The organism is Streptomyces sp. BE303 (assembly GCF_036290945.1).
GTDB lineage: Bacteria > Actinomycetota > Actinomycetes > Streptomycetales > Streptomycetaceae > Kitasatospora.
Window position 1 is genome coordinate 55,157 of the sequence record NZ_JAQYWZ010000382.1, and the last position, 14,640, is coordinate 69,796.

The following is a 14,640-nucleotide window of genomic DNA, read 5'->3' on the forward strand; positions in this document are numbered from 1 at the left end:
CTACTCCTGCTCCTCTTCCTGGACGGTGACGGCGGGGGTGACGTCGACGGCGGTCTCCAGGTCCTGGAGGGCGACGCCGTAGCCCCGGTCGTAGACGGTGATCCGGATCCGGTGCCGGCCGGACGCGGCCGGCGTCAGGGCGAACTCGGCGGGCGGACCGGCCGGGTCGTAGACGGTGACCGGCGGGTCGATCACCGCGTCCGAGGCGACGGCCGCGACCAGGTGCAGCTCCGGCAGCCCCGGCGCCCCGCCGGGGTCGGCGGGGTCGGTGGGCTCCGCGCGGTCGGCGGGGTCTGCGGGCGCGGCCCCGGACGGATCCACGTCCGGCTCGAACCTCAGCTCCAGCCGGGCCGGGACGCCCACCGCGGGCTCGTCGAGCAGGGTGATCCGGGGCCGCCAGGCGACCCGGGCGGCCGGTACGCCGACCGGACCCGCCGGGTCGCGCGGGGCGACGGCCGCCCCGAAGGGTTCGGCGGGGGCGGCTTCGGCAGGGGCTTCCTCGTCGGGCACCGCCTCGACGGGGGCTTCCCCGCCGGGCGAGACGAGGCCGGGGGCGGGCCCGCCGGGCGCGACCGGCTCGGACACGGCAGGGCCGGTCGCGGCCGGGTCGGGCACCGCGGGGCCGGGCTGGGCCGGGCCCGGCCCAGCCGGGGCGGTGGGCTCGGCCGGACCGGGTTCGGTCGTGTCCGAGCGGGCCGCCGGCAGAGCGGCCGGGGCCCGCCGGGACGGCAGCGGCGCGGCCGGCTCCGGGGCGGCCCCCGCCCCGGCCGCCGCCCGGCTCTCCACGGCGATCGGGTGCCCGGCCCCCATCACGGCGTCCCGCCCGGCGCGGACGGCGGCGAGCAGGTCCGCCGCGGCCTCGTGCCGCCCGGCCGCCGCCAGCGCCCGGGCCAGGCCGACCGCCAGCGTGGGGAACAGCTCGGAGTCCCCCGTCCGGCGGCCGGCCACGGCCACGATCGGCTCGTCGGTGTCACGGTGCCCGGCCGCGAGCAGAGCGGGGACCCCGGAGGACAGGCCCTCGCGCCGGAGCCCGCGGTCCTCGACCACGGCCTCGTACACCCGCACCGCCCCGGCGTGGTCCCCGGCCCGGTGTCGGGCGAAGGCCAGATCCTGGCGGATGCCCAGGGTGCGCGGGTGGTACGGCCCCCGGTTCCCGGCGCTCTCCTCGGCGAGCTCCCCCAGCAGGACCACCGCGCGGAACGGCCGCGCGCCGAGCGCCAGCAACAGGGCGTGCGCCACCCGGCACTCCACCGTCTCGGTGTGCGCGGCTCCCAGCGCCTTCGCCGCCCGGTCGACCAGGGAGGCGACCAGGGTGACGGCCGTGCCGGTGTCACCGGCCAGATGGGAGGCGTAGGCGAGGCGGCGTCCGGTCAGGAAGACCCCGGGGTGGTTCGGTCCGAGCGCCCGCACCCAGTCGGGCACCAGCGCGGAGAGCTCGTCCACCGCCGCCCGGTAGTCCCCCGCCCTCCGCAGCGTGACGCCGAGGCTCGAACGGGCGTCCAGCACCGTCCGGTGGTCCGGGCCGAGCGCGTCGGCGGCCACCGCCCGCAGGTCGCGGTACCGGGCCGCGGCCTCCGGGTACCGGCCCGCCTCGCGGAGGGTGTACGCGATGCTGTCCAGGACGCCCAGGGTGACGGGGTGGCCGGCCCCTCGCAGCCGCGTCAGGTCGTCCCTGAGGGACTCGAAGAGCTCGACGGCGGCCGTGTGGTCCCCGCTCCAACGCAGGGCGTGCGCCAGGTCGGAGCGCGCGATGAGGCTGTCCAGGTGGTCGGGGCCGTGGATCCGGGCGACGTCGGCGACCAGGAGCTCCCGCTCCGACACCGCCTGGCGGTAGCGGCCCGCCTCCCGGTGCGTGAGGGCACGGTGGCGGCGTTCGTCGAGCGTGGCGGGATGGTCGGGCCCCTGGACCCGGGCCCGGTCCGCGATCAGCGCCTCGTAGAGGTCGGCGGCCACGCGGTACGCCCCGGTGTTCCGGTGGAGGGCGGCCACCCACGACCGTGCGTCCAGGGTGTCGGGGTGTTCCGCGCCCTGGAGGCGGAGGCGGTCCTCGACGAGGCTCGTCCGCTCGGCCAGGGCCTCGCGGACGCGTCCGTTGTCCTCCAGGGCGTACGCCACGGCGGCCCGTGCGCCGAGGGTCTCCGGGTGCTCCGGGCCCTTGAGGCGGATCCGGTCCCGGAGCAGCGTCTCGCGGACCGCCAGTGCCCCCGGCCCGTCCCCCGCACGGCTCAGCGCCCAGGCCAGTATCGAACGGGCCGCCAGGGTCTCGGCATGGTCGGGGCCGTTGATCCGGAGGCGGTCCGCCAGCAGTGCCTCCTGCCCGGCGAGTGCTTCGCGGAACCGGCCGGCGAGAACGAGCGCGTGCAGCAGGCCGACCCGCCCGGCCAGTGTCTCCGGGTGGTCGGGCCCCTGGAGTCTGAGCCGATCCCGGTGGAGGGCCTCGTGGAGCGCGACGGCGCGGAGCGGGTCACCGGCTTCCAGGTGGGTCCAGGCCAGACCGTACCGGGCGACGAGCGTCTCGGCGTGGTCCGCGCCCGACACCCGCGTCCGGTCCGCCAGCACGGCCCCGTAGAGCTCCAGCGCGCGGGCGTGGTCCCCGGCCTGCCGACACGCCAGGGCCAGCCACCACCGCGCGCCGAGCGTCCCCGGGTGGTCCGGCCCCTGGACACGGGACCGGTCCGCGGCCAGGTCCTCCAGGAGGAGGACCGCACGGCCGTGGTGGCCGGCGTCCGTGCAGGCCCTGGACAGGGCCCACCGCGCGTCGAGCGTGTCGGGGTGGAACGCCCCCTGCACCCGGGTGCGGTCGGCGACGACCTCCTCGTGCAGGTCGACGGCGCGCCGGTGGTCGCCGCTCCCCTGGACGGCGGAGGCCCTGCCGGAACGGGTGCTCAGCGTCGTGGGGTGGTCGCCGCCCTTCAGCCGCAGGCGGTCGGCCAGCAGCAGGTCGTACAGCTCGACCGCGCGGCCGTGGTCGCCGGTCTCCCGGCAGGTCCACGCGAGCCACCCCCGGGCGACGAGCGTCTCGGGGTGGTCCGCCCCCTGAAGACGGGTCCGGTCGGCGACCAGGGATTCGAACAGGCCGATCGTCCGGCGATCACCCGCCGCCTGGTGCGCGGTCGCCAGACCGGACCGGGCGTTCAGCGTGTCCGGGTGGTCGGAGCCGAACAGGCGCGTCCGCGTCGCCACCAGTGCCTCGTACTGCTCGATCGCGCCGCGGTGCCGGCCGGCCTCCCGGAGCGCGAGGGCGAGGTCGGCCCGCAGACCGAGGACGTCGGGGTGCGTCGGACCCTGGAGGCGGGTCCGGTCGGCCACCAGGGCCTCGTAGGACTCGACGGCCCGCCCGTGCCGCCCCGCGTTGCGGAGCGCCAGGGCGAGGCTGGCCCGGGCGACCAGGGTCCCGGGGTGGTCGGGGCCGTGAAGGCGTTCCCGGTCGGCCAGCAGGGCCTCGTACAGGTCGAGGGCCCGCAGGTGCTCGCCGGCGTCGCTGCACGCCCAGGCCGTGCCGCCCCGGGCGGACAGCGTCTCGGGGTGGTCGGCCCCCGACACCCGCAGCCGGTCGGCGACCAGTTCCTCGTAGAGGCCGATCGCCCGGCGGTGCTCGCCGGCGCTCCGGCACGCCCAGGCCCACCACCACCGGGTGTCGAGCGTCTCGGGGTGGTCGGCCCCCTGGAGCCGGGTCCGGTCGGCCACCAGCGCCTCGAACCGGTCCACCGCCCGGCCGTGCAGGCCGGAGACCGAGCAGAGCCAGGCCAGCGTCCACCGCGTACCGAGCGTGCCGGGGTGGTCCGCGCCCTGCACGCGCGTCCGGTCCTCGACCAGCGCCTCGGCGAGGTCGACCGCCCGCCCGTCGTCCCCGGCCCGCTGCCACGCGCGGGCCAGGTGGGACCGCTCCGCGAGGGTGTCCGGATGGTGCGGGCCCTGGACGCGCAGCCGGTCGGCGACCAGCGCCTCGCGGTCGGCGAGCTCCTGCCCGGCTGCGCCGGCGAGGCGGCGGGCCTCGGCCAGCTCCGAGCGCTCCTCCAGGGTGTCCAGGTGGTCAGGCCCCTGGATCCGGCGGCGGTCCTGGACCACGGCCTCGTGGACGGCCACGGCGCGGCGGTGCTCGCCGGCCTTCTGGTACGCCCACGCCAACCGGGAGCGGGCGTCGAGAGCGTCCGGGTGGTCGACGCCCAGCACCCGGATGCAGTCCGCCTGAAGGCTCGCCGATTCGGCCACCACGCCCGTCGGATCGCCGGCCTCGACGCGTGCCCTCACCAGCCGGCCCCGGGCGTCCAGGGTCTGCCCGTGGTCCGCGCCGAGGGTGCGCGTGAGGTCGCGGACCACGGCCTCGTGCTCGTCGACGGCGGCGCGGTGGTCGCCGGCGGCCGCGTGGGCGGCGGCGAGCCAGCCCCGGCTGGTGAGCGTGTCGGGGTGGTCGGCGCCGAGCACCCTGGTCCGGTCGGTGACGGCCTGCGCGTAGAGCGTCAGCGCGAGCCGGTGCTCCCCGGCGGTGAGCTGGGCGTAGGCGAGGCTGTTCCGGCCGGCCAGGGTGTCCGCGTGGTCGGGACCGAGGACCCGTACGAGGTCCTCCTGGAGGAGCTCGAACTCCGCGACCGCCTCCAGGCGGTGGCCCGACACCTGGAGCGCGTAGGCGAGCCCGGCGCGGCCGGCGAGGGTGTCCGGGTGGTCGGCGCCCAGGACCCGGGCGCGCTCCGTCACCACCGTCCGGAACTCCTCGACCGCCCGCCCGTGGTCGCCCGCCTTCCGGTAGGCGTGGGCGAGGGAGTGCCGGTCGGCCAGGACGGCGGGGTGGTCGGGGCCCTGGGCCCGGCTGCGGTCGGCCACCACGGCCCGGCAGAGCTCGACCGCCCGGGCCGGATCGCCGACCCGGGCGTGGAGTTCGGCGAGCCTGCCCCGGGCGGCGAGCGTCTCGGGGTGGTCGGCGCCCAGCAGCCGGCGCCGGCCGTCGGCGACCGCCGCGACCAGGGGGATCACGAAGACCCGCTGTTCCGGCTCGGGGAGTTCCTCGGCGGCCAGCCGGTAGAGCTCGATCGTCTCCGGCGTGGGGCGCGACGAGGAGTCGACGGAGGACGCCAGCTCCCTGATGTGCGGCAGCAGTGCCCGGCGGGCCTCCTGGTCGGCCTCCGGCCAGAGGCGGACCACCGCGGCGGCGAGGTTCCGCTCGGCCCGCGAACGGACCCTCCGGTCCTGGTCGCCCGCCCGCAGGACGCTCCGGAGCAGCCGGTGGACCGCCACCGTCTGCGGCCCGAGGGTGATGAGGTGATATCCCGCCAGCACCTTCAGGGCGGTGTCCACCTCCTTCGGACTCCGGGAGCCGAACGGCCGCAGCGCCTCGCTCGGCAGGGCCTCCGGGGCGTACCAGGCCAGCGTGCGCAGCAGCTCGACGGCGAACGGGGCGGTCCGCCCGACGGTGTGCAGCGTGGTGCGCCAGAGCCGCGAGACCGTGTCGAGGGCCGAGGGCATGGCGGGCGACTCGGACGGGGCGACGGCGCGCAGCAGTTCCCGGAAGGCGCCGAAGGTCGTCCGGGCCTGCTGGACGTGGGCGCCCGCCTGGGAGAGGGCGAGCGGCAGGTGCCCGAGCTCGTCGGCCAGCGCCCGGGCCTCGGCCTGCTCGACCTCGTCGGCCCCGGCGGGCTCCTCACCCGGCCGGGCGGTGCCCCAGAGCAACTGGACGGCGAGCGGTGCGTCGAGGACGTCGATCCGGATCGGGCGGATGCCCTGGTGCCAGCCGTCGGCGCGTCTGCTGGTGACCAGTTGGTGGCCGCGGCCGAGCAACCGGCTCAGGTAGGGCGCCAGGTGGACCGGGTCCTCGACGTTGTCGAAGACCAGCAGCCAGTTCTCGTGCGCGCGCAGCCAGGCCACCGCCCACTCGGCCTGGCGGCTCAGGGGCTCGGTCAGCGCCCAGTCGCGGTGCAGGTGGACGGCGAGGTCCGCGAGGGCCTCGGCGATCTGTTCCTCCGACTCGGCGGTGATCCACCAGATCAGCCCGTAGGTGTTCACGTGCTTGTAGGCGTAGTGCAGTGCCAGCGCCGTCTTGCCGACGCCGCCCAGGCCGTGCAGGGTGGCCGCCTGGGTGACCAGACCGCCGCCCTCGGCCAGGGCCTCGCCGATCGCGTCCACCTCCGCTTCCCGGCCGACCAGTTCACCGGTCGGCCGGGGTGGCAGGTGGTGGGACTTCGGTGCGGCCTCGACCGTCAGGGCCGCGGCTTCGGCCTCCGGCGTCAGCACCACCGCCCGCTGCTCGGCGTGCGGGTTCCCGTCGGTGACCGCCGACGAGACCGCTCGGGGACGCTGCTCGAACGGCTCGTGGCCGGGCACGCCGTCCTCGGGACGGACGTACGTCGTCATGGAGATGTTCACGTCGGCGCCCGCCCCCCGGTTTCGGCTGCCGCCCACCGTAGCGGCCGCGGGGCGCGCCGTCTGCGCGTTCGGCCGGCTCGCGGCGACCGAGGCCCAGTTGTGACGTTCCGTCAGGCCCGGTCCTCGGTGGCCGCGTCCGCACGCGGGTCCGCGAGCACGTTCACCGGCGCGTCCGGCGTCCACGACCGCCCGTGTCGGCCGGGACCGGTCCGCACACGAATGCGGGTGCGCACGTACGCACCCGTCCGACCCGGTCATGGTATTTTCCGTCGACCCGTGCGCACTATTCCACGGCCCCGACCGGCACATTTCCCCAAGTGGCGGGCATCATTCCGGTTTGTCGAACCGACTTAATGCGGCCGCAACAGCACAAGCTTTCTTCGGCGCCGACCGGGTGCTAGCCTCGCTTCAATCTCGCGCCGCTTGAATCGCCCTTTACCAGGGGATTCCCGCCGGATATTCCCGACCGCCCTGCGGCGTTCCGGCCCGTCACCCCCAAAGCACGCCGTCCCGTTTCGGTAATCCTGAAAGGGTTCAGCATGTCCGTCTCCCCCGCAGCCACCGCCGCCACCGGCCTGCTCGCGCCCCGGCCGATCGTCGGGCTGCTCACCGACTTCGGGCTCGTCGACGACGCCGTCGGCATCTGCAAGGGCATGGTGCTCAGCATCGCCCCGCACGCCAACATCATCGACGTCACCCACGACGTGACGCCGTTCGACATCTACGAGGCCAGCCTCTACATCCGCGACTCGTTCCGGTACTTCCCCGGCGACGCCGTGTTCGCGTGCGTCACCTTCCCGCACACCGGCGTCCAGGACAACGCGATCGGCCTCCGCACGCCCCAGGGGCACACCTACTTCGCACCCGACAACGGACTGCTCACCCGCATCGTCAAGGAGGCGGGCGTGGCCGAGGTGCGCCGCATCACCTCCGAGAAGGTCCGCCGCCCGGTCATCGACCCGACGTTCTACGGTCGCGACATCGTCATTTCCGCCGCCGCGCACATCGCCAACGGAATATCGTTCAGCGAAATCGGCGACGAGATCGAAGTTTCCGACATCACGCTGCTGGACGTCGCCGAACCCACCGTGGAGGACGGCTGGATAGTCGGCGAGGTCGCGATTCTCGACAAGAACTACGGAAACGTCTGGACCAGCATCACCCGGGAATTCCTGGACAGCCAGGGCGTCGATTTCGAGGCCGCCCTGGAGATCGAGATCGGGGGCGCCCGGCTCTCCACCCCGCTGCGCCGCACCTTCGGCGAGACCGGCGAGGGCGAGCCGCTCGCCTACATCGCCAGCCGCGACCAGCTCGGCCTCGCGCTCAACCAGGGCAACTTCGCGGCCCGGTACGGGGTCGAGCGCGGCCACACCGTCCGGGTGAAGGTCCGCTGACCCCCGCCCCCGCGGATCCCGCCCCCACCCGCCCCATCGACCGGAAGGGCCCACCACCGTGCGCGCGCAGGGCTACCTATACGCGCTGCTGACCGCCGCCTTCTTCGGCGCCGGCGCCGTCCTGGCCAACCGGGTGACCCGCGAGATCGATCCGTTGCTGACCACCGAGCTCAACCTGTCGATCGGCGCCGCGCTGCTGGCCGGATACCTGGTGGCGCGCCGCCGACCGCTGGTCCCGCGCGGGCTCTCCGCCCGGGACTGGGCACGGGTCGGCTTCGTCGCGGTGGTCGGCACCGGCCTCTCGCTGGCCCTGGTGATCACCGGGCTGAGCCGGACCACCCCGGTCAACGGCGGCTTCCTGATCCAGCTCCAGGGCCCGACGGCGGTCCTCGCCTCGGTGTTCCTGCTCGGTGACCGGCTCCGCTGGTGGCAGTCCACCGGTCTCGCCGTCACCCTGGCCGGCGGCGTGCTGGTGGTGCTGCGCGAACCCGGCGCGGGCTTCACCGCCGTCGGCAGCGGCGACCTGCTCGTCCTGGCCGGCGCCGTCCTGGCCGGTCTCGCCTTCCTTCCCGCCAAGTCCCTGATGGCCCGGGTGCCGGCGCTCCAGCTGAGCCTCTGGCGGCTGGTCCTGGCGACGGTGGTGCTGCTGCCGGTCCTGCTGCTCGCGCCCGGTCCGCTGCGCTGGCACCCCGGCACGGGCACCCTCCTCCTCCAACTCCTGCTCGCCGTCACCAACTTCTGCCTGGCGTACGTGACGCTGCACCTGGCCCTGGACCGGCTGCGACCCTGGGAGACCGCGAGCGTGCTGCAGCTGGAGCCGGCCTTCACGGTCGTCGTCAGCCTGCTGGCCCTGTCGCTGGCGCCCACGCCGCTGCAACTGGCCGGCGGCGTCCTGATGATCGCCGGCGGCCTGGTGTCCAACCGCCCCGCACGCCCTCCGGCCACCGCGCCGGCCACCGAACCGGCCCCCGAACCGGCCTCCGCGCCGGCCGCCGACCCCCTGCCGATCCCGGACGGCGGCAGCCTGCCGTCGCCCGTACCCGCCAACCCCGCCTACCAGAACAGCCGAGGTACCACCCCATGAAGGCGATCCGCGTCCACGCCCACGGCGGCCCCGAGCAGCTGCGCGTCGACGACGACGTGCCGGTGACGGAGCCCGCCGACGGCGAGATCCGCATCCGCACCGAGGTCATCGGCGTCAACTACGTCGACGTCTACCACCGGCAGGGCGTCTTCCCCGTTCCGCTGCCCTTCGTCCCGGGCATGGACGCCGTCGGCACGGTGGACGCCGTCGGCCCCGGCGTCACCGAGGTGGCCGTCGGCGACCGCGTCGCGTACGGCGAAGTACCCGGCGCCTACGCCGAGTTCGTCACCGTGCCGGTCCGCCTGGCGGCGGCCGTGCCGGACGGCCTGGACTCCGGCCGGGCCGCCGCCGCGATGCTCCAGGGCCTCACCGCCCACTACCTGGCCCACGACTCGCACCCGATCGCCAAGGGCCAGGTGGTCGTGGTGCACGCGGCGGCCGGCGGGGTCGGGCAGTTCCTGGTCCAGTTCGCCAAGCGGGCCGGTGCCCACGTGATCGGCACCGTCTCCACCGACGAGAAGGCCGAGCTGATCGCCGGGCTCGGCGCCGACACCGTGGTCCGCTACGACCGGGAGAACTTCCGGGAGGTCGTCCACCGGGTCACCGACGGCGTGGGCGCCGACGCGGTGTACGACTCGGTCGGCAAGGTGACCTTCCTCGACAGCCTCGACTCGCTGCGCCCGCGCGGCACCCTGGTCGTCTACGGCCGGGCCAGCGGCACCCCCGACCCGATCGACCCGTTCCTCCTCGTCCAGAAGGGCTCGCTGCGGCTCACCTGGCCCAGCCTCACCCACCACGTCCGGACCCGCGAGGAGTTCACCACCCGGACCGGCGACCTCTTCTCCGGCCTGATCGACGGCTCACTGCGGGCCCGGATCGACCGCGAGTACGACTTCGCCGACGCCCCCGCCGCGCACGCGCAGCTGGAGCGCCGCGAGAGCCTCGGCAAGATCCTGCTGCGCCACCCCTGACGCACGGGTTCCGGCGCGCGAGGTTCCGGCGCGCGGGATTCGAGGCGCGAGGTCCGGCGCACGGGTTCCGCACCGCCCCCCGGGAACGGCCGCGTCACGCCGCCCCGGGCCCGTCACGACCGCGTCACCACCGTCGCACCACACCTGCCCGACGCCCCGCCGGACTCCGCCTTCGCCGGCGGGGCGTCGACCCAGAACGGGAGGACATCGACCATGGCTCCCCACTCCCCCGGCCCGTCGGCCCGGCACCGGCAGATCGCCGTGGTCGGCGCCGGCCCCCGCGGCCTCTCCGTCCTCGAACGGCTGCTGGCCAACGAACGGTCCCGCCCGTCGGCCGCCGCGCTGACCGTCCACCTCGTCGACCCCTACCCGCCCGGCGCCGGGCGGGTCTGGCGGACCACCCAGTCCCGCCTGCTGCTGATGAACACCGTGGCCTCCCAGGTCACCGTCTTCACCGACCCGAGCGTCACCATCGACGGCCCGGTCGAGGAGGGCCCGAGCCTCTACCAGTGGGCCAAGTCGACCGTCCCGCACGGCGGTCCGGGCGAGTACGACGTCCCGGTCCGGGCCGAGGCCCGCGACCTGTCGCCGGACGCCTACCCGACCCGCGCCTTCTACGGCCGGTACCTGGTCGACGTCTACCGGCGCGTCCGCTCCACCGCCCCGGCACACTGCCGGATCGTCGAACACCGCACCCGCGCGGTCGAGTTGGACGACACAGACCCGCTCCCCGGAGCGTCCCAGGTGCTCACCCTCGCGGACGGCCGGCGGCTCGTCGGCCTGGACGCGGTCGTCCTCGCCCTCGGCCACGTCCCGGCCGGCGCGACCTCCGGCGAACGCGCCCTGGCCCGCGCCGCCGCCGCACACGGCCTCACCTACCTCCCGCCCGCCAACCCCGCCGACGTCGACCTGTCCACCCTGCCGCCCGGCCGCCCCGTCCTGGTCCGCGGTCTCGGACTCAACTTCTTCGACCACCTGGCCCTGCTCACCCGCGGCCGCGGCGGCCGGTTCGCCGAACACGGCGGCCGGCTGGTCTACCACCCCTCCGGACGCGAGCCGCTGATCGTGGCCGGCTCCCGCCGCGGCGTGCCGTACCACGCGCGCGGCGAGAACGAGAAGGGCGCCCACGGCCGCCACACCCCCCGGCTGCTCACCGAGGAGTACGTCGCCCGGCTGCGCAAGCGGGCCGAGGCGGGCGAGCCGGTGCGCTTCGCCGACGACCTGTGGCCGCTGGTCGCCCGCGAGGTGGAGGCCGTGTACTACGCCACGCTGCTCGCCGCGACCGGCCACCCGGAGACCGGCGCCCGGCTGGCCGAGGAGTACCTCGGCACCGACCCCGACCGGCGGGCCGCCCTGCTCGACCGGCACCGGATACCCGAGACGGAGCGCTGGGACTGGCACGCCCTCGCCCACCCGCACGCGGACCGGCGCTTCGGCGACCGGGCGGAACACCGAGCCTGGCTCCTCGGCCAACTGGCCCGGGACGCCCGCGAGGCCCGGTCCGGCAACCTCAGCGGACCGCTCAAGGCGGCCCTCGACGTGCTGCGCGACCTGCGCAACGAGATCCGGCTCGCCGTCGACCACGGCGGCATCGAGGGTTCCTCCTACCGTGACGACCTGGAGTCCTGGTACACCCCGCTGAACGCGTTCCTCTCCATCGGCCCGCCGGCCTCCCGGATCGACGAACTGCGCGCCCTGATCGAGGCCGGCGTCGTCGAGGTCCTCGGCCCGGACGTCCGGATCGGCCTCGACACCACCGGGCCGCAGCCCTCCTTCACCGCCCACTCCCCCGCCGTCGACGCGCCGCCGGTGCGCGCGCGGGCCCTGATCGAGGCGCGGCTGCCCGAACCGGACCTCCGCCGCACCGGCGACCGGCTGCTGCGGCGGCTGCTCGACGCCGGACAGGCCCGCACCTACCGGATCCGGGACACCTCCGGCGCGGCGTACGAGACCGGCGGCCTGGCCGTCACCGAACGCCCCTACCGGCTGCTCGCCGCGGACGGCCGCGCCCACCCCCGGAGGTTCGCCTACGGCGTCCCGACGGAGGCCGTGCACTGGGTCACCGCCGCCGGCATCCGGCCGGGCGTCAACTCGGTGACCCTCGGTGACTCGGACGCCATCGCCCGCGCCGTCCTCGCCCTGCACCCGCTCCTGCCGGCCGCGGCGCCGGCGCCCGTGCCCGCACCGGTCTCCCAGGCCACCGCGCCCGCCCCGCACACCGGCGTGGCGGTCTGACCGCCACCCCGTACCACCGCCCCGCCCCGCACCGGCCCCGCACCGGCCACTGCATCTGCGCCCTCCGCCGCCCCCTGCACCCGCTGTTCGCACCCGCTGTTGCCCCCGCCCCGCTCCGCCCGCCCGCGGTCCGCCCGGACCGCCGACCTTCCAGGGATTCGCCATGTCCAGGCGGCTGTTCACCTCGGAATCCGTGACCGAGGGCCACCCCGACAAGATCGCCGACCAGATCAGCGACACCATCCTCGACGCGCTGCTCCGCGAGGACCCGGCCTCCCGGGTCGCCGTGGAGACGCTGATCACCACCGGCCAGGTGCACATCGCCGGGGAGGTGACCACCACCGCCCACGCCGACGTCGCCGCCCTCGCCCGCGCGAAGATCCGGGAGATCGGCTACGACTCCTCGGAGAAGGGCTTCGACGGCACCTCCTGCGGCGTCTCGGTCTCGATCGGCGCGCAGTCCCCCGACATCGCGCAGGGCGTCGACAGCGCCTACGAGGCGCGCGTCGGAGGGTCCTCGCCGGGCCGGTCCGCAGCCGACGGCGACGCCGACGACCTGGACCGGCAGGGCGCCGGCGACCAGGGCCTCATGTTCGGCTACGCCACCGACGAGACACCGACCCTGATGCCCGTCCCGATCGACCTGGCCCACCGGCTCTCCCGCCGCCTCGCCGAGGTCCGCAGGAACGGGGCGATCCCCTACCTGCGCCCCGACGGCAAGACCCAGGTCACCATCGAGTACGACGGCGGCCGGCCGGTCCGCCTCGACACCGTGGTGGTCTCCGCCCAGCACGCCGCCGAGATCAGCCTCGACGGCCACCTCACCCCCGACATCCGCGAGTACGTGGTCGAGCCCGTGCTCGAACTCCTCGCCGAGGACGGCATCAAGCTGGCCACCGACGGCTACCGCCTGCTCGTCAACCCGACCGGCCGGTTCGAGATCGGCGGCCCGATGGGCGACGCCGGCCTGACCGGCCGCAAGATCATCATCGACACCTACGGCGGCATGGCCCGCCACGGCGGCGGCGCCTTCTCCGGCAAGGACCCGTCCAAGGTCGACCGCTCCGCCGCGTACGCGATGCGCTGGGCCGCCAAGAACGTGGTCGCCGCCGGGCTGGCCACCCGCTGCGAACTCCAGGTCGCCTACGCGATCGGGAAGGCCCAGCCGGTCGGCCTCTTCGTCGAGACCTTCGGCACCGAGACCGTCGCCCCGGAGCGGATCGGCGCGGCCGTCGCCGCGGTCTTCGACCTGCGACCGGCCGCCCTCATCCGTGACCTCGACCTGCTGCGGCCGATCTACGCCGCCACCGCCGCGTACGGGCACTTCGGGCGGGAGCTGCCGGACTTCACCTGGGAGCGCACCGACCGCGCCCAGGCCCTGCGCGCCGCGGCCGGCCGCTGACCCGCGGGCGGTCAGCGGCCGGCAGAGAGCGGGCGGCAACCCGCCCTCCACGAACCACGCCTCCGACCCACGAACCACGCACCTGAACCACGAACCGTGAACCGTGAACCGCGCCTCCGACCCGGGGCGGGTGCACCCCGCACCCGCCCCCCTCCCCACCCTGGCGGACGACCCATGCGCTTCCTGGAACCGGGCACCGGCCGCCCGTCGGCCACCCCTCCGACCGGTCACGACCTCACCTACGACGACGTCTTCATGGTCCCCGGCCGCTCCGCCGTGGGCTCCCGGCAGGAGGTCGACCTCTCCTCGAACGACGGCACCGGCACCACCGTCCCGCTGGTCGTCGCCAACATGACCGCCGTCGCCGGCCGGCGGATGGCCGAGACGGTCGCCCGCCGGGGCGCGCTCGCCGTACTGCCGCAGGACGTCCCGCCGGCCCTGGTCGCCGACACCGTCGCCTTCGTGAAGAGCCGTCACCTCGTCCTGGACACCCCGATCGTCCTCGGCCCCGCGCAGACGGTCGGCGAAGCGCTCGCCCTGCTCCCCAAGCGGGCCCATGACGCGGGCGTGGTGGTCGACGACGCCCACCGGCCCGTCGGCGTCGTCACCGACCGCGACCTCACCGGCGTCGACCGCTTCACCCCGCTGGACCGCGTCATGTCCCGCGACCTGCTGCTCCTCGACGCCGACACCGCCGCCGCCGACCCGCGCGGCGCCTTCGCCGAGCTGGACGCGGCCAACCACCGCTACGCCCCGGCGGTCGACCGCGCCGGCCGGCTGGTCGGCATCCTGACCCGTACCGGAGCGCTGCGCGCCACCCTCTACGCACCCGCCGTCGACGCCGCCGGCCGGTTGCGGGTGGCGGCCGCGGTCGGCATCAACGGCGACGTGCCCGGCCGGGCCGCCCGCCTGCTGGAGGCCGGTGTCGACGCCCTGGTCGTCGACACCGCGCACGGGCACCAGGAGGCCATGCTCAAGGCGCTCGGCCTGGTCCGTGCGCTCGACCCGGGCGTGCCCCTGATCGCCGGGAACGTGGTCACCGCCGAGGGCGTGCGGGACCTCGTCGAGGCGGGCGCCGACATCCTGAAGGTCGGGGTCGGGCCGGGCGCGATGTGCACCACCCGGATGATGACCGGCGTGGGCCGTCCGCAGTTCTCCGCCGTCCTGGAGTGCGCCGCCGAGGCGCGCCGGCTCGGC

At 75.7% G+C, this 14,640-nt stretch carries 7 protein-coding genes; 6 read left to right on the forward strand and 1 reads right to left on the reverse strand.

The features are described from left to right. Complete coding sequence (locus tag PUR56_RS06405) at positions 1-6,345, reverse strand: tetratricopeptide repeat protein (RefSeq protein WP_329948180.1); 6,345 nt, start codon at positions 6,343-6,345, stop codon at positions 1-3. 551 nt (positions 6,346-6,896) lie between these two features. On the opposite strand from PUR56_RS06405, the gene PUR56_RS06410 reads away from it, so the two are divergent. From PUR56_RS06410 to PUR56_RS06435, 6 genes are all read left to right on the forward strand, one after another. After that, positions 6,897-7,751 carry an SAM hydrolase/SAM-dependent halogenase family protein gene (locus PUR56_RS06410; protein ID WP_329880721.1) on the forward strand — a complete coding sequence of 285 codons (855 nt, stop codon included), beginning with the start codon at positions 6,897-6,899 and terminating at the stop codon, positions 7,749-7,751. Between the two features lie 58 nt (positions 7,752-7,809). After that, a complete protein-coding gene (locus PUR56_RS06415) occupies positions 7,810-8,835 on the forward strand; it encodes a DMT family transporter (protein WP_329948181.1) in 1,026 nt (341 codons plus the stop codon). Further along, positions 8,832-9,806: a quinone oxidoreductase family protein gene (locus PUR56_RS06420; protein WP_329948182.1), complete on the forward strand. Its 975-nt coding sequence runs from the start codon at positions 8,832-8,834 to the stop codon at positions 9,804-9,806. Before PUR56_RS06415 ends, PUR56_RS06420 begins: the two co-directional genes overlap by 4 nt. Positions 9,807-10,019: 213 nt before the next feature. Then, on the forward strand, positions 10,020-12,041 hold the full coding sequence (locus PUR56_RS06425) for an FAD/NAD(P)-binding protein (protein WP_329948183.1): 2,022 nt from the start codon (positions 10,020-10,022) through the stop codon (positions 12,039-12,041). Between the two features lie 163 nt (positions 12,042-12,204). Next, positions 12,205-13,443, forward strand: a complete 1,239-nt coding sequence (gene metK / locus PUR56_RS06430) for a methionine adenosyltransferase (RefSeq protein WP_329948184.1) — start codon at positions 12,205-12,207, stop codon at positions 13,441-13,443. A gap of 174 nt (positions 13,444-13,617) precedes the next feature. Next, on the forward strand, positions 13,618-14,640 hold a 1,023-nt coding region (locus PUR56_RS06435), incomplete at its 3' end, for an IMP dehydrogenase (protein WP_329948185.1).